The sequence below is a fragment of the Ruminococcus sp. AF17-12 genome, from assembly GCF_003479245.1.
In the GTDB taxonomy this organism is placed as follows: domain Bacteria; phylum Bacillota; class Clostridia; order Lachnospirales; family Lachnospiraceae; genus Blautia_A; species Blautia_A fusiformis.
In genome coordinates this window covers 42,821-57,991 of the sequence record NZ_QUGY01000019.1, presented here as the reverse complement: position 1 = coordinate 57,991, position 15,171 = coordinate 42,821, and the positions used below count along the sequence as shown (strand labels likewise).

18 protein-coding genes are annotated in these 15,171 nt (G+C 48.6%); 2 read left to right on the top strand and 16 right to left on the bottom strand.

Annotated features, from left to right (window positions below; genetic code table 11):
• Both DWW77_RS16340 and DWW77_RS16335 read left to right on the top strand, forming a co-directional pair.
• Positions 1-150: helix-turn-helix domain-containing protein (locus DWW77_RS16340; protein WP_118609142.1), on the top strand; the 150-nt coding region annotated here is incomplete at its 5' end.
• Between the two features lie 259 nt (positions 151-409).
• On the top strand, positions 410-766 hold the full coding sequence (locus DWW77_RS16335; protein ID WP_116704857.1) for a helix-turn-helix domain-containing protein: 357 nt from the start codon (positions 410-412) through the stop codon (positions 764-766).
• Between the two features lie 288 nt (positions 767-1,054).
• Here the strand turns inward: DWW77_RS16335 and DWW77_RS16330 are convergent, their stop codons facing one another.
• The 16 genes from DWW77_RS16330 to DWW77_RS16250 all read right to left on the bottom strand — a co-directional run bounded on the left by DWW77_RS16330 (position 1,055) and on the right by DWW77_RS16250 (position 15,079).
• Positions 1,055-1,591, bottom strand: coding sequence for a DUF2812 domain-containing protein (locus DWW77_RS16330; RefSeq protein WP_118609141.1), 537 nt, complete (start codon positions 1,589-1,591; stop codon positions 1,055-1,057).
• Positions 1,588-1,905: a PadR family transcriptional regulator gene (locus DWW77_RS16325; RefSeq protein ID WP_117628469.1), complete on the bottom strand. Its 318-nt coding sequence runs from the start codon at positions 1,903-1,905 to the stop codon at positions 1,588-1,590. Before DWW77_RS16325 ends, DWW77_RS16330 begins: the two co-directional genes overlap by 4 nt.
• Positions 1,906-2,229: 324 nt before the next feature.
• On the bottom strand, positions 2,230-4,206 hold the full coding sequence (locus DWW77_RS16315; RefSeq protein ID WP_118609140.1) for a lysozyme family protein: 1,977 nt from the start codon (positions 4,204-4,206) through the stop codon (positions 2,230-2,232).
• A gap of 31 nt (positions 4,207-4,237) precedes the next feature.
• On the bottom strand, positions 4,238-6,574 hold the full coding sequence (locus DWW77_RS16310) for a VirB4-like conjugal transfer ATPase, CD1110 family (protein ID WP_118609139.1): 2,337 nt from the start codon (positions 6,572-6,574) through the stop codon (positions 4,238-4,240).
• Complete coding sequence (locus DWW77_RS16305; RefSeq protein ID WP_330380317.1) at positions 6,561-6,983, bottom strand: PrgI family protein; 423 nt, start codon at positions 6,981-6,983, stop codon at positions 6,561-6,563. Before DWW77_RS16305 ends, DWW77_RS16310 begins: the two co-directional genes overlap by 14 nt.
• Before the next feature lie 20 nt (positions 6,984-7,003).
• Positions 7,004-7,435 carry a DUF4313 domain-containing protein gene (locus DWW77_RS16300; protein ID WP_055153545.1) on the bottom strand — a complete coding sequence of 144 codons (432 nt, stop codon included), beginning with the start codon at positions 7,433-7,435 and terminating at the stop codon, positions 7,004-7,006.
• A gap of 13 nt (positions 7,436-7,448) precedes the next feature.
• Positions 7,449-8,288, bottom strand: a complete 840-nt coding sequence (locus tag DWW77_RS16295; RefSeq protein ID WP_019162185.1) for a VirB6/TrbL-like conjugal transfer protein, CD1112 family — start codon at positions 8,286-8,288, stop codon at positions 7,449-7,451.
• Positions 8,289-8,363: 75 nt separating this feature from the next.
• A complete protein-coding gene (locus tag DWW77_RS16290) occupies positions 8,364-8,723 on the bottom strand; it encodes a glutamyl-tRNA amidotransferase (protein WP_118609138.1) in 360 nt (119 codons plus the stop codon).
• Between the two features lie 14 nt (positions 8,724-8,737).
• Positions 8,738-10,504, bottom strand: coding sequence for a VirD4-like conjugal transfer protein, CD1115 family (locus DWW77_RS16285; RefSeq protein WP_353616954.1), 1,767 nt, complete (start codon positions 10,502-10,504; stop codon positions 8,738-8,740).
• Complete coding sequence (locus DWW77_RS16280; RefSeq protein ID WP_015513377.1) at positions 10,495-10,746, bottom strand: DUF4314 domain-containing protein; 252 nt, start codon at positions 10,744-10,746, stop codon at positions 10,495-10,497. Before DWW77_RS16280 ends, DWW77_RS16285 begins: the two co-directional genes overlap by 10 nt.
• A 30-nt stretch (positions 10,747-10,776) precedes the next feature.
• On the bottom strand, positions 10,777-11,094 hold the full coding sequence (locus DWW77_RS16275; protein ID WP_055149034.1) for a hypothetical protein: 318 nt from the start codon (positions 11,092-11,094) through the stop codon (positions 10,777-10,779).
• 95 nt (positions 11,095-11,189) lie between these two features.
• Positions 11,190-12,128 carry an ArdC-like ssDNA-binding domain-containing protein gene (locus DWW77_RS16270; protein ID WP_055155776.1) on the bottom strand — a complete coding sequence of 313 codons (939 nt, stop codon included), beginning with the start codon at positions 12,126-12,128 and terminating at the stop codon, positions 11,190-11,192.
• A 3-nt stretch (positions 12,129-12,131) separates the two neighbouring features.
• The gene (locus DWW77_RS16265) at positions 12,132-12,971 is read right to left on the bottom strand and encodes a PcfB family protein (RefSeq protein ID WP_118609136.1); all 840 of its coding nucleotides are present in this window, start codon (positions 12,969-12,971) and stop codon (positions 12,132-12,134) included.
• Positions 12,972-12,976: 5 nt separating this feature from the next.
• Complete coding sequence (locus DWW77_RS16260; protein WP_118609135.1) at positions 12,977-14,263, bottom strand: relaxase/mobilization nuclease domain-containing protein; 1,287 nt, start codon at positions 14,261-14,263, stop codon at positions 12,977-12,979.
• Between the two features lie 3 nt (positions 14,264-14,266).
• Complete coding sequence (locus DWW77_RS16255; RefSeq protein ID WP_015533354.1) at positions 14,267-14,575, bottom strand: plasmid mobilization protein; 309 nt, start codon at positions 14,573-14,575, stop codon at positions 14,267-14,269.
• Positions 14,576-14,701: 126 nt separating this feature from the next.
• Entirely contained in the window at positions 14,702-15,079 is a 378-nt protein-coding gene (locus DWW77_RS16250; RefSeq protein ID WP_055155772.1) for a DUF3789 domain-containing protein, read from the bottom strand.
• Positions 15,080-15,171: the final 92 nt, after the last annotated feature.

The window sequence follows — 15,171 nt, the reverse complement described above, 5'->3', positions numbered from 1 at the left end:
GCAGAATATCTGCTGGCATATACAGAGCTGACAGTCGGGCAAGTTGCCCAAACAGTAGGCTATTCCACTTCAAGCCGATTTGCAGAATTATTCCGTAAAAGCACGGGATTGTTGCCATTAGAGTACAGAAAAAACGCACAACGAAAGTAAAATGAGCGCCAGAGGGAACTTTGGCGCTCGTAATTTTTTTCAGCCACATCTTCGCCACATTTGATTAGGTTGAAAACATCTACGGAATGCGCCATCAAATATCTCCCTGCACTTTGCGTTTGTCACTAAGATAGTGTAAGTTCATCTGAACAAGAGTTTTTTATCCACATAATCAGCATAATCGTACCTCTTAGCAAGCATAATAAGGTCATTCCTTTGTGCAAACCAGAACGATACAATATTATTGAGGTGAACGATTATGCCGATTGATGATTTAACTGCTTTAGGGCAGAAAATGCGGGAAGCCCGAAAGAATAAAGAACTGACACAACAAGAACTTTCTGATCTAAGCCATGTTTCTGTAAAGCAAATCGCCAATATCGAAAAGGGGAAAATGAATCCTTCCTATTTGATTTTGAGAGCATTGGCAAAGGTCCTACACATCTCTTTAGATACGCTTATAAATCCAGATATTTCTCTGGAGGATGAGGGTGTCAATCAGATGAAAATGCTTTATTCCAGCTGTCCGCCAGAAATGCGTGACACCCTGTTGCATCACACCCAGGAAACGGTGAAGGAACTGACAGAGTTGTCCGAGAAATTTGAAACGAATTGAGCCAGTGAGTGAAATTTAACGATTCTCTCACTGGTTCTTTTCATTTCATATAAATTTAATCAAATAAAAAAGTTAACTTATACATATCAAATTTAGGTTACAAAAGGGACAAAGCTGATTTTTTACATCTACTGTCCCTTTTACATTTCCGTTATTATCTATTCATACTATATATCGTAAATAATTCCAGGTGGTAACAAAAATTTAAAATTCTTTTAAAGTCAGAAAAGAAGTTCCCTACTCATTTAGACAATGAACTCTTTACGTTGATGAGTTGTCAACTGTATACTATTTTTTTACTTTTTTCCAAAATACAAAATATTTTACAGCAAACTGTAGAAAAGTAATAACATATACAACTAACATTACCCTAAAAAATACTGGTATCCAGCCTGGTTCACTGGGATCTGTTACAATAGTATCAATCAGGATACAAAGAATCATCAATATTAACGGAATTACTCTTCCACGAAAAATCCGATTCATCATATCCAGACGGGAGATGTCGTCACAGAATATTTCCTCTTTCTGTTGCATCTTGTCTGCTGGTTTCCTGAAATAATTGTATCCATCAAATTCTGTCAGGTATTCCCATCCGCAATCTTCAAACATTCGTATATATTCACTCTGATGTTTGATTCCTTCTTTATTGTAATCTAGCTGGTAAATTACCTTCTCAGGCTCACATCTCTCAAATGTATATAGTCCAGGAAATGTTACGCTCTTGAATTTCCAACCTTCCAAGTACCTTTTGCTCAGGTAATTTTCTTCTTTTTCGTACTCCATAATACTAAACCAGCGAATTTCTTTTTTGAGTTTCTTCATTGCGTTACCTCCTGTGCATTACGATACAATCTGCGGATTCTTTTTAGCTCAAGCTCCAGAACTTCCGTACCGAGTTCTGTGATCTCATAAATTTTCCTTTTATCTTCTTCCCTGATAAAATGGATTAGGCCATCTTTTTCCATTTTTGAAAGACTTCCATACATGGTTCCAGGACCAAGTACCACTTCATTTTCTGTCAGTTCTCTTACTTTTTGTACAATCCCGTATCCATGATTTGGAGTACGAAGACATAACAATATGTAAAAACTTGTCTCCGTCATGGGAACGTAAACCTTTTTTATATGTGCATCCATAAACCTTTCCTTTCAGTGCGATATATCGTACTTCGATACTTACGTTATATCGCACTGTGATATATTTGTCAATACAGTAATACAGTTATCATAAAAAAACCAGAAAATCAGTGTGTCCATTACTGATCTCTGGTTTTTTATTTACAGATAATATATCACATGCTCTCTAATAGTGTCCTACAGAAGCATAAACTGATACAGCGTATTTTTATGGTTCTTTAAATAATCTTTGCATAAGAATCCATACCTGCATCAACTTTCATTATCAACTTACACATATCAAATTTCTTTTCATAGGTTATAACTTATATTCTATTTTAATTTTCAAAGTATACCATATCCCATGATCGTTCCGTTATTGATATCATAGCTTCTCTGGTTCACGGCATTGCTGGAGTTTCCCTCTACGGTGTATACGGTACTGCCCTCGGTTTTCTCCACGATTCCTACATGGTCTGAGGTTCCATCACCGTTCCAGTCAAAAAAGATTAGGGTTCCAGGTGCTGGCGAGTATCCTCGGCTTTTCCATTTTCCTTTGCTCTGGAACCATGCGATCCCATCATCGCACAGGGAGAACTTCGGCATCTTTCCGCTCTCAATCAGACCTGCCTGGTCCCCACACCAGCTGGCAAAGCAGGCACACCATGCTACATGGCTGTCAAATCCATACCACGACCAGAACTTCTGGCCTCCCTGGTTTCCAAGCTGGGTAAGTGCCACCGATACGATCTGGCCGTTGCCTCCAAACAGGCCGGCAAACAATCCGCCGCTGGAATAATACCGCAGGACGTGAGGGACATATTCTGGATCCCCATAGGCACTCCAGCCATGTGAAGCCGCCTGTTCATTAGAAAACTGCAAAGCGTTTTCTGCACTGTAGCCCCCATATTTTCGTATTGCCCACGTTATGTATCCGTTGCCGTAGTTATACCCTTGCAGGGACAGCTTCAGCTTGTCCATATCCTGTGGGCTGGTGCATCCGGCTTCTCTTAGGCAGTCCGCATAATATTGAATTCCCACCTGTATGGAGTAGTCTACATCCTGGATGGCATTGGGGCTGTTGGAGTACCGGGTGTTGTATGGGCACTCACTGCTCTGCATGGGATCGGTTCCCCGGCCACCGGATTCCTGCATCATGATCGCCTGTATCACCGAGACGTATTCGGGGATTCCATATTGATTGGCGTATTTCTGGATGGTTGATGTGTAGGAAAGGACTTCCTGGCTGAGTGATTCATTACTCTCTGAGCTTCCAGAGAATGCCGCACCTCCTATGATTCCGACTATGATAACCAATAGAAGAACGATCACTGCTCCGGCGGCTCCCAGTGCAGCCATCATGGACTGCACCGTTTTCGCTGCCGCTTCTACAGCGGCCTTAGCTGCCTTGAAGGTATTCTCTCCTGCCCTTGCCGTTTTCTGTATCCGGCGGACTCCATCGGAAGTCTGCAAGGCGGCTTTCTTCGCCGCCTGCTTCGCTGCCCTTCGTTCCATCTGCTTCTGCATCCGGGCTGTCAAGGCGTTGGAACTGGCCACCCGGAGCTTCTGCTCTGGCTGGATGCTGATCTTCACAGATGGAGGGGCGGTCTTAATAGTACGCCGCTGTATGGTCTTCGGCTCCAACTGTTTCCGTGGCTTTTCCTTGATCCGGATGGTTTCCGGCTGTTTCTGGCGGATGGCATTCTGCCTTGCGGTATCTCCGGCCTTGCTTTTCTGGTTTTGTCTTTTGATGGAAAGCGATCCACCTTCCGACATTTCCTGTCCATTCTGGATTCTTGGTGTCTCCCTAGCTGCCCGGATCTTCTGTTCTTTCGTTTTGACGGCATCTGAAATCGCCTTTTGCCGCTTGGCTTTCTGAATCTGGACTTCCTGGTTTTCCCGTTCCTTGACCTTCACACGGGATGCCCCCTGTTCCCGGTTTTTTTGCTTCGGTGCTTCCCGACTGACCGGATCGGGAGCCTGTGTGTCCCCTGTTCCTCTGGCGGCTTCTTTCTGCGCTTCTTTTTTACCAGTGACTCTCAGTTTGATCTTCTCGTAGGAATTCTGTGTTGCTGTCTTTCCGGCGCTGGTTACAGTTCTGCCAGACTTTCTGGCAGCCCATTCCTCTGCGGATGCGACTTTTCCACTGGCATACTCGGATGGGGACTGTTCCTCCATGTCATTATCCCTGGCATTTGCGATGGTCTGGGACTTTTCCTTGCTCTCCAGTATGGCCGTCCGCATCAGCTCCTTCGGGATTCTGGAGGCAGGATTTTTAGTCTTTGGTTTTGTTGTGACTTCTTTGGTTTTGATATCCTTCATCTCTCACCTCCAGTCCCGGTCTGTACTGCTCTTACGCTTCGCCCGGCTTGGTCGTCATCAGACGGTACAGCTTTGTATTTCTTGGGAACGAATTTTCAAACGGCACCAGATTCCCGGAGCAGCGGATCAGGCCGTGGCCGGCACCCACATTGGTGATGTAGGATAACTGGTTGTCCGAGATATTCAGAAGTGCCGCAAGCTCGTCCCGGTCGGTACTTGCCTGATTCAAAAGGATCAGGAACTCACTATTTGCCAGCATCAGGCGGGCGGTATCGGATTTCAGAAGTTCCTCTACATTCTGGGTAAGCCCGGTCACAAATCCCGAATACTTACGGATACGCTTGTACAGGCGGTAGAAAAAGTCTGCACTGTATTCATAGCGGAACAGCAGATAAAACTCATCCGCAAAGATCCATGTCGTTTTTCCCTTCTTCCAGTTCTGGATCACACGGTTAAAAATGGAATCCAGTGTGACCAACATTCCAAGTGGCATCAGCTGTTCGCCCAGCTCCCGGATGTCATAATCGATGATACGGCTCTTCGTATTGACATTGGTTTCCTGGGCAAAGGTGTTCAGGCTTCCGTTAATAAACAGTTCCGAAGACAATGCCAGCCCTCTGGCTTCTTCCTCCGGCTGGAGCATGAGCTGTCGGTACAGATCCTTTAGGGTCGGCACCTGCCCTTGGTATCCGCCCCTCATATAACCCCGGTACACGTCTGCGGTGCAGCGGTCGAGAATGGATTTCTCCTTTGCCGAAAGGTTCCCGGCTCCTACGAGCTGCTCAAACAGGGACAGGATGAATTCGGACTTTTCAATCAGAGGGTTACGGTCATTGCCATAGGCGGAGTCCATGTCCAGTGCATTCAGATGGGTATCGGACGTTGCCGAGATCCGGATGACCTCGCCGTTTAAGGCTTCCACCAGTGAAGCAAACTCGGACTCCGGATCGAGGATAAGGATGTCATCTTCCGTGGAAAGGGCAAGGTCTACGATCTCTTCTTTTGCCGAGAAACTTTTTCCAGAACCGCTGACTCCCAGTCGGAAGGAATTTCCATTTAACAGCTTTCTTCGGTCTGCCACCAGCATATTTTTGCTGACTGCATTCTGCCCATAATAAATGCCGCCCGGCTGCATGATCTCCTGTGTATGGAACGGAATCAAGACGGCAGTGGACTCTGTGGTAAGGGTACGCACCGCATCGATCTTCCGCAGACCATACGGCAGGACGGTATTCAGTCCATCGACCTGTTGCCATTTCAGGGTTGCCATCTGGCAGAGGTGTTTTCTTGCAATGGAATACAGGGTTTCCGTATCAGAATCCAGTTGTTTCTTGCTTTCTGCCATATGTACCATTGTCAGGATACCGAACATCATCCTCTGGTCCCTGGTAGTCAAGTCGTCCAGCATCTCCTTGGTTTCTTTTCTCTGAAGCTCCATATCATAGGGAACCACGGCGGAAAAATTATTGTTTGCATTCTGGCGTCTCTGCCAGTTCGTTACGTTGGTCTCTACGCCCAGCAGTCGGTTCTGGATCTCACGCACTGCTTCATCTGTTGGTACCGGGATGATGTCAATAGACAGCATCAGATTCCTGCCAAGGCTGCACAGTTCGGAGATCATCTCGTCTTTCACATAGCTGGCGTAATCTTCCATAAAAAGGACTCTGCCGTACTGCTCGCCCAGCTTGAAATGGTCGTTGTGGAACTCCATCGTGTCCGGGCAGATCCAGTCCTTGAAGCTGTGTCCCTTTTTCGCAAAGGCTTTCATGTCAAACGGAAAGCTCTGCGGAACGTCTGCCTTGAAAAAGTCCCGGAAGATCTGGAGCCTCTGTTCTGCATCCAGCTCTTCCCCGATGGAGGACAGCTTGGCCAGATGGGTGATGATATCCGTTCCCACACGGGCGAAGTATGTCCTGGCTTCATCGATGTTCTTCTTGTGGACGCTGACGGTCAGATAGCGTTCCTGGTAAATGCTGTTGTTGGTACCAGAAATCTTGGAAAGGAGCATATCGTTATACTCTTTCCGGTACTCGTCCAGTCCATCTCCTTTCATTGGAATCAGCAGGGACTGCTCAAACTCTTCCTTGTTGATCTTACGGTTGTTCAGGGTAATCTTCACAGTACAGCCGGAATCCAGTGCATTTAAAAGTTCGGAGTAGTCCAGGAACATCTCTGTCTTATCCGCTTTGCTGGCAATGGAATAGTTGATATCCGTAAACCGGAATGTCCGGGAATACTTGCTTTCCACCTGAAAAATACCGTCCGGCCAGATCTTGCGGATCGGGATCGCCTGCTGGACAGACCTCGGTACTTTGAATTTTTCTTTGTCCTGTTTCAGTGTCTGACTCAGGGTTTTAATCAAAGGCATCACCCCTTCCTCCTGGCTTCTTTGGTTTCTTCTGTTTCGTCCGCTTCTTCTCCAGAAGCTCCGCTCCGTTTCCCATCATCTTTTCACCCAGCCGCAGGCTCTCTTCCATGCAGGAAAAGTACAGGTTCTCTGATTTGAATACCAGCCGTTTCGGGTACAGCAGTTCGGATTTGATGACTGCCCATGCGAACTGTTCTGCCGTCATGCCGTGGTAACGGAAAAAGCCGCAGGCTGCAAAGGGAGCCGCCCCAAGCACGCACAGCCATCCGGTTACCTGTTCCCCGGCATACTTCCGGGTGAGGAAATAAATACCAAGGGCTGCCAGAATCGCCAGTACCGAAAATAGGCACTGCCGGAAACTTAAGCCCCAGAACATTGACTCCTGATAGTCTCGGATTTCTTTATTCATTTTCACTTCCATGTTGTTTTCTACCTTTCTCTCTGTGATTTGTTCTTTGGTTTCTGTTTTGGTGCATCCGCAATCTGGATGCCGTGGCTTTCCATAAATTCTCTGGTTCCCTGCGGATCATATTCTGCCAGTTTCTTCAGGTCAAAGGCGACCTTCTGAAAGGTGCAGTAACCGGAAACTGCGGTCTCCGGAAGTACCCTGCCCAGCTTGTATTTCCGAATAAAACGCAGATGCTCTTTGCTGAAATTGTGGTCGATATAGGCTTCGTTCACACCGTTCAGCGGAGCATGGTGTAGGTTCACCGTAAGGTCGGAAAAAAGTTCCGGGTAGCCATATTCTATCTGGTAAATCCCGACATACAGGCGGTCTCTGTCCAAGTAGCCGCTGACCCGTAAGAATACTTCCTCTGGTTGCTCTCCACTGTCATAAATTAATTTCTTTGGTTCTTCCATTCCTTTCTGCCTCCTATAATCCCATGATTTCTTTTACGATCCGGTCAGATGCCTTCACTGCCCCGACCAGTACCAGTAAGTTAAAGACCAGCTCCCCGATGTAGTTCCAGACAATCGTCACAGCAGACAGACTGGTATCCCCGACGGCCGGCGGACTCGCCGCAAACACCGAAAAGATGATGCAGGCCAGTGCGATGATGGCACCTTCCAGACATACCCCGGCGTAGGAACGGATAAAGTTCTTCCCTACAGACTGGGTTGGTTCCCCAGCAAAGGTTGCCAGCGGGATCGGTGCGATGGCTGTGTACATATACAGCTTGAACATTCTTCCATATACAGTCAGGATCATCACAAAGGAAAGCACGGTAATTAACAAGCTGCCTAACAGGGTTACGATCCACAAAGGGATGGATTCCAGCATCCCGACTGCTTCGATCTTGTCCACAATCTCTGAGGGCAGTTCCGTCACCGTTCCACCTGCCATCCCGGAATGGGACATAATATTTGCCACGATTCCCTGCACAATGGAAAAAATTGCCGTCAGAAGCTCCATGCCGGACATGACGGCTCCCTGTGCCAGTGCGAAACGGATAAAGGCTTTCACTACGTGTTCCGGCTTCTTCATATCCGTGAAGCTCCCACAGGTTTTCACCAGCCCTGCCGCAAAAAATAAGACCAGCAGGCCGTACCCGATGGCTCGGAGCCCTCCGTTGATGTTCGTCATCACGCTCCAGATCGCACCGCCCTTGAAATTCTCCGGGCTTTGCGTCAGCAGTGTCCAGATCTCGGCCAGCTTGTCACTCCAGGTCTGCAAGGCAGAATTCAGATTCTGTACGATCCAGTTATCACTCAAACAGTTTCACCTCCCATCCTGCAAAAGTGAGCGGGGAACCCGCATTTCGCATGGCTCCCCTTCTGGTCTCTGATCCTAACCCATGATCAGATCCAGGATCTCTTTTGCAAAGGTAATGATGATACCGCCTGCCAGTGTCAGGAATCCGTTTGCCCTCTGGCTCGGATCGTGGCTCTTTAGGGACAGGCCGACCTGCACGATACCAAATCCAAGCAGGATCAGGCCAATGGCACGGATCAGGGAAAAGATAAACGTGGACAGGTTATTGACGACTGCCAGCGGATCGCCTGCAGCGTAAACGCAAGTTGTCCCAATGCAGAAAGTCAGCACCATCACCGCATACAGGGCAAACAGTTTCTTCTGCCCTCTCTTCATCTTCAGCGGTGTGGTCTCTTTTTTTGTTTCTGTGTGTTTCTTATTTTTCAGTAAATTCATCGGCATTCCTCCAATCAAAAAAGCTCCCCGATGATGTCCTCATCCAGAAGCAGTTCGTAGTCGTTATATCTTGTTTCGTCAAAGGTAAAATCGTCATGTGCCAGCGGTGCTTTCGCATAGTTGAACGGGCCGGCACCGCCGTCTTCGGTATACCGGATGTTGGGATGCTTCATCAGGTCATACTTGGCATCCAGTATGGGCCGTTCCCCGCGGATAAACAGAAGTGCATTCTGGTTATCCAGCATACGGACTTCATCCGGCTGTAACAGCTCCCTTCCGCTCTGCTGGAAGTTGGTGGAGTAGCTGCCGGATTTTCCTTTGGTCTGCCCGTAGGTGTTGGTGTCTATGGTTTCTTTCCCCAGTAATTCTGATACATATTTGTGTGTCTCTTTTTCATTGCCGCCCAGGTACAAAAACTCATCGCAGTTGCCCACCAGACTTTCCCAGGAGTCCTTGAACAGAGCCTTTAGCTGGCTCATGTTCTGGATGATGATGCTGCAGTAAATGGAACGGGAACGGCAGGTTGCCAGGATCTTCTCAAACTCATTTGGCAGGGATACGTTTGGAAACTCATCCATGATGCAGTTGACCGGAACCGGGAGGGCACCGCCATGCACACGGTCTGCCATATAATAAAGAGTCTGGAAAAGCTGGCTGTAGATCATACCTACCAGATAATTCAAAGAGGTGTCCGCATCCGGAATACAGCAGAAAAGGGCAACTTTTCTTTCGCCCATGCTGGAAAGATCCAGTTCATCGGTATTGGTCAGCTTGGCGATCTGCGGCAGGTTGAAGGCTGCCAGACGGACACCAACACTGATCAGGATGGACTTGGCGGTCTTTCCTGCCGCCTGCTTGTAAATGTGGTACTGCTTGACGGCAATGCTGTCCGGGTCCCGCATCTCCAGACGGTCAAACAAAATGTCCAGAGGGGACTCGTAGTCCTCATCCTCTTCTTTTACCTGTGCCGAGCCTAACATCTCCATGATCACGGCGAAGTTCTGTTCTTCCGGCGGAGCTTCATGGAGCAGATACAGCATCAGTGCCTGAAGCAGTGCTGTCTCGCTCTTCTCCCAGAACGGATCGGAGGACTGGGAACCTTTGGGTGTGGTGTTTTGTATCAGATTGGAAATGAGACGGAGTACGTCTTTGTCATCGTGGACGTACTCGAATGGATTGTAGCAAAAAGATGTGTCGGGATTGATGAGGTCAAAGACACGCACCTCATATCCTTTCTTTTCCAGCAGACCGCCTGTCTTTCGGAGCAGCTCGGCTTTGGGGTCTGTAATGACCATCGAGCAGCAGCACTGCATGATGTTCGGCAGGGCAAAGCCTCTGGATTTTCCTGCACCGGAGCCTCCCACCACGAGGATGTTGAGACATCTGCGGTGCTCGTGGGTGTCCAGGCTGATGCGGAAGTTCTGCGTCAGCAGGATGTTCTGGGAGTACGGCTTCTGGCTGTATTTCTTACAGATCTGCCGGGCATCACCCCATCTGGCGGAACCATGTTCTTCCCCTCTGCGGTAGTTCTTCTGGCTGGAATAAAAAATGCCGATCCCGGCTGCGTAAAGTAACGTGCAGACCAGCACCGACTTGATGGTATATTCCGTATAATGAAGCTGGAAGGGGTGGTTCAGTTTTTCCGTTAGAACCTCCATCAGCTCAAAAAGATTCCTGCCCGGCTGAATAGCATCCGCAATCAGGAGCGCTGCCCACCAGATGACAGGCAGTCCGGCAAGCCAGATCACCCAGTCTGACTTCCGGCTGTTTGTTACCGGGATGGCTGCTGTTTTGGCCTCTCTGCTCTCGGCAGATCCGTGATGTGGAAGCTGTCCACTCCAGGAACGAGGGCAAGGCTGCTTCCATTCTCCCAGTTTACGTGGATCTGCCCTGCATCGTCTACCATATCCACCTTACCTTTTAAGCCGGGTGGCATGTGGCTCTCCCCCTCCATGCTGTTAAGCGTGACCTCTGTTCCCGGCGGATATCTTCTCCTCATGGCTTCTATTCTTTCTTGTGTCATATTTCTGTATATTCGTACCACATCCTTTCTTTATCTTCCCCGTCCACGGTATGGGCGGCGGTATCTGGATTTCATGATCTTTAACAGGACACTGTCGATCCCATCGGAATAGCGTCCGTTTTTCAGGTATGTGTCCCGGAGCTTGTTTAAAGCTTCTACAGATTTGGTGTGTTCAGCTTCTGTCAGGTAGAGCTTTCCTTCTTCCTGCTCTGCCAGCTTCAGAACCAGATCCCGTGTGGTATCCACCGGAAGCCCCTGTTCTTTTTCCTGCCGGAACACTTCCCGGAGGGCATGGATCAGCATATGGTTCATGATCCGGTCCATCTTTACATATCGCATTCTTGTCATAGGCGAGCCTCCTTTTTTCCTCTTTTTTCTCAACCACAACATACCACACTTCCTCCCGGAAAGCTACTGCAAAAGAGCCGGAAAAACCCCTTTTATCAGCGTTCCGGGGACTTTTTGTTCTTGGCTGGTTTCTCTGATTTCTCCTCTGGGACGGCAAATTCATCGGGCATAAATTCCTGCTCACTTTTGCCGAGGTTGCGGTCTACCTGCTTGCCGATGGAATAGGCTGCGCTCTTTACATTCTGAATAAAGGAGCGGAGTTCTTTCGGATCTTTCTGTCCGAATGCCTGCATCTCGCATACCTTGTCAAAGGAAAAGCCGGAGACATCCACGCCATATTTCTGTGCTGTCACATACGCCGCACAATAAGCCTGTGCCGCTACCCCTGCCCGGCTGTAGCTTCCATCGTGATGGTCAAGAGATGCATACGCCAGTTCCCGGCTGATGGAATGGAATGTTGTATTTTCACTCATGCCGTTTCGGACATAGATCGTCCGCTGATTCGGGATATACTGTGCCTGTACCTTATCCGGCAGGTTGTCTGCGATCTGAATCCGTACCTCGCTGTCGGTCAGCAGTGCTTCCATCAACTGGTCCATCGGTTTTGGCTCCGCCTCTTCCGGCTGTTTGGTGCGAATCTGGCTGATGTCATAGGCTTTCTGGATGGAGTATCCCTGCTGGATGACACCATCCTTTTCGTATTCCTGTCCGACAATGAAGTTGTATCCCTTGCTTCCGGTCTTGACTACTTTGCCTTCTTCTTTCCATTTTTCAAAGGTCTTAATCTGCCGGATCTCCGGGTTCTGTGCATAGAGCAGGAACAGGTTGTCTGTCCTCTGTGGCTTACACTGTCCCATAAAATCAAGGAATCCTTTTAAGGAGTCCCCATTCTGGAAGATCTCCTGTGCCTTTCCATCGATCATGCCCCAGATTTCTTCCCTCTCCTGCTTTTTCTGTGCGGCATATTCCTCTTTCGATAGCCGCTGGGCGGACGGTTCCTGCGTGTCCTGCCCTAAAAATTTTGTCAGGTCCATCTTCTACCTCGCTTTCACCTTTCGTTTATTTCTCGCTTTCTTCTGCGTTTTCTTTGGTCCACGGTTCTTTTCCCGGCTCCGCTTCTGGGATTCCTCTGCTTTCTCCCGTTTGATGTTCTCCAGCTCCCGGCGGACACTGGGACGCTCCTGTTCCCTTGGCTTTGCTCCATCAGTCCCGTTTTCCTGCCCGGTAGAAATATTTCTGCTGTGCAAGGAAAAGCCGGACAGATTCTCTTCCCCCTCTTCCTGCACCGGGATAAAATTTTCCGGTTCGGAAGACTCCTTTTCAGGATGATTCTGATTCTTCTCTCCTTGAGAAAAATCCATGTCACCGACCTGGAATGCTTCGTCCAGATCGCTGATCTCAAACTGCACCTCGCCCTCCGGCATCTGCACAGTTTCCTGTACTGCTTCGGTTTCCGGTGCTTCCATTCCGGCGGTTACCTCATGGACAGCTTCCCCGACTTCGCTCCTTACAAAATCAAGGTTCATCTTATCCATAACCCGGTTGACCTTGGCTGCGTCATCCGCAAAGACCATGACCTCGCTCATCTCCGGGTTCTTTTTATCACGGATAATCACATAGAGCAACCCTCGCTTCCTGCCCTCACTGCAGAATTCACGCAAGCGGTCAGACGGCACAGTAAAGAACTTCAATGGCTTGTTCTCCTTTAACATCCGCACCATCCGGGTTCTGCCCCTCGTTTTCTTCTGGTCTTTTAATACGGCGGCAACAAATACCGCCAGATGCTTTGCCAGCGTACCCGAAAGTCTGAGCCCGTGGTCCACGCCGTCCAAGGAATACCGGACGATCTGATCCGCCGCATCGCCTCCATAATTCATACTGTTCACCTGCTTTCTGTTCTCGGTTGTCTGTTTTTCTCCGTCTGTTCTGCCTGTCTCTGGATCTGCTCTGCCAGACGCATCTTTTCTTCCATCTCTTTAGACTGCTGTTCGATCCGGATGCAAAGACGGATATCCTTCCGAAGCGGCCTCAGTTTTTCGGTGATCTGACCGATCCTAACACTGTCCGGTTCGCTCCGGTAGAGCCGCTTCCGTTCTTTTGTGAGTGCCTGCACCTGTTCTTCCAACGGGGTTCGGTATGCCATCAGTTCTTCACGGGTGGTAATCTGATACTTCTGAAGAAATTCCATCTGCTCGATCCTGGCATCCAGTTTTCGGATATCTGCCCGGAGCACTGGGGAGATTCTTTTCGGCTTCTGCTTTAGAACACCCATCTGATACAAATAGGAATAGTACAGGGCCTGTATCCCTTTTAACTTCTTTTTCGGGGGCTGGGAAGCTCCTTCTTTTCCAGCAGTTGTCCTGCTCTTGGGCTGTAAGATCCACTGCCGGATGCTCTCTTCTGAGTAATTCTTCCCAAGGCTCCGCAGACGGATATACCGTTCCATCCCCGGTGCTTTCAATGCGATGTACTTCCGATTCAGCTTCCACTGATATCCTCTCTGCTTCATCTGGTCCAGAAATTGTTTCCATGTGAAGCTTTCTGCCACCGCATCACGGATATCCAGACGGATCGAGGTTCTCCAGGTTGGCTTTCCGTCCTGTTCTGCCATCCACTGGGCATAAGATTTCCCTTTGCCATTTTTCGGTTCGATAACTGATAAGCCGTATTTCAGGCATAAGGCATCCGAAGTTTTCCGCACATCCTCGTAGTAGCTCCTGCTGTTACTATGGTACTTTTTCCCATCTTTCATGCTCACGGAATTAAACACGATATGGTTGTGGTAATGCTCCGTGTTCAAATGAGTGGTGATGACAGCTTCATATTTTCCCTGAAGGAGTCTTTCTGCCAGCTCCATGCCAATCTGGTGGGCAAGTTCCGGGGTGACTTCCCCTTTGGCAAAGCTCTGCACCAGATGGAAGCCCTGCACCCCGTCCATCTTGTTGTATCGTTTCTTTGTATCTACCATATCTTGATAAGCAGTCTCACAGACACAGCCAATGGCATCCTCAAAAATGGAACGCTCCGTCTTGTCCCGGTTCATTGCATATTGAATAGCTTCTTCCAGAGAGCCGGCACTTTGTCCTTTCTTTGTGGTCTTATCCTTGTTTCGAATGTAAGTAATGGAATTGTCCAGACGGCTGACCGGGATGATACTGGTGTATGCCATCGGCTACCATTCCTCTTTGACCAGCCTCCATGTCTCTTTCGTCATGCGGAGCATTTCCCGAATATTCTCTTCCCCTGCCATCCCACATCCATTGGCTACATGGGCAAGCTGATTGGCATTGTTGCACAGACCGGATACTTTCCTTAAAAGTTCGGTATGATGTTCACAGGGTCTTGCCCGGACTTCGCCGCCCATGACAATGGAACGGATGTATTCCTCACGGGACAGGCCGCTTTTTTCTACCTGCTCTTCCAGAAAACGCAGCTCCTTTGTATTGAGGCGGACTGGTATCACATGGTTTCTTTTTCTCATCTCTTCACCTGCTTTCCAACGGGTTATTGATCGTTTCCTTACATTTCACGGTTTTTCCAGATCAGGAATCCTGTCAGCACGCCAATGGCTACGGCTGCAGCAATAATCTTTTTCTTCATATAGGCCTCACCCCCTTTCCGGTACCCGGCACAGTTCCATCGGGGCAAGCATGATTCCTCTTTTCTCCATCTCTTTCGCAAATTCCAGAAGGTTCCATTTCTTCCCATCGATCATGGCAGATTCTGCATCCAGATAATGGCAGGTGGATACGTTCCGCTCTCCATTTGGGGCATTCTGCACAAGGCTCTCCCCGTCTGAAAGCCGGAACAGTTCCTGTCCCTGACTGTTTACAAAACAGATGCACACGCCGTGGTCAATGATCTCCTTTGGTTTCATCCGGCACCGCTCCAGTGCCTCATCCTCCCGTTTTCCTGAGATCAGTAAACACATTGCAAACACGCCCATTGCCCCTCCGGTCATTGTGCCAAGTATAAATCCTAACATTTCTTCGTTCTCCTTTCGTCTGTTTACGGCTCGATATGGGGGATTGGGGTTCTCCCCAAAGTGCGTTTGGATATCCAAACGCTATGCTTGCA

Coding starts and splice junctions, on each gene's coding strand:
- DWW77_RS16310 (WP_118609139.1), bottom strand. CDS start 6,574: ATGCCTTTGATTAAAACCCTGAGTCAGACACTGAAACAGGACAAAGAA.
- DWW77_RS16300 (WP_055153545.1), bottom strand. CDS start 7,435: ATGGAAGAACCAAAGAAATTAATTTATGACAGTGGAGAGCAACCAGAG.
- DWW77_RS16335 (WP_116704857.1), top strand. CDS start 410: ATGCCGATTGATGATTTAACTGCTTTAGGGCAGAAAATGCGGGAAGCC.
- DWW77_RS16270 (WP_055155776.1), bottom strand. CDS start 12,128: ATGGACCTGACAAAATTTTTAGGGCAGGACACGCAGGAACCGTCCGCC.
- DWW77_RS16315 (WP_118609140.1), bottom strand. CDS start 4,206: ATGAAGGATATCAAAACCAAAGAAGTCACAACAAAACCAAAGACTAAA.
- DWW77_RS16255 (WP_015533354.1), bottom strand. CDS start 14,575: ATGAGAAAAAGAAACCATGTGATACCAGTCCGCCTCAATACAAAGGAG.
- DWW77_RS16305 (WP_330380317.1), bottom strand. CDS start 6,983: ATGAATAAAGAAATCCGAGACTATCAGGAGTCAATGTTCTGGGGCTTA.
- DWW77_RS16260 (WP_118609135.1), bottom strand. CDS start 14,263: ATGGCATACACCAGTATCATCCCGGTCAGCCGTCTGGACAATTCCATT.
- DWW77_RS16330 (WP_118609141.1), bottom strand. CDS start 1,591: ATGAAGAAACTCAAAAAAGAAATTCGCTGGTTTAGTATTATGGAGTAC.
- DWW77_RS16275 (WP_055149034.1), bottom strand. CDS start 11,094: ATGACAAGAATGCGATATGTAAAGATGGACCGGATCATGAACCATATG.
- DWW77_RS16290 (WP_118609138.1), bottom strand. CDS start 8,723: ATGAATTTACTGAAAAATAAGAAACACACAGAAACAAAAAAAGAGACC.
- DWW77_RS16250 (WP_055155772.1), bottom strand. CDS start 15,079: ATGTTAGGATTTATACTTGGCACAATGACCGGAGGGGCAATGGGCGTG.
- DWW77_RS16280 (WP_015513377.1), bottom strand. CDS start 10,746: ATGACACAAGAAAGAATAGAAGCCATGAGGAGAAGATATCCGCCGGGA.
- DWW77_RS16265 (WP_118609136.1), bottom strand. CDS start 12,971: ATGAATTATGGAGGCGATGCGGCGGATCAGATCGTCCGGTATTCCTTG.
- DWW77_RS16325 (WP_117628469.1), bottom strand. CDS start 1,905: ATGGATGCACATATAAAAAAGGTTTACGTTCCCATGACGGAGACAAGT.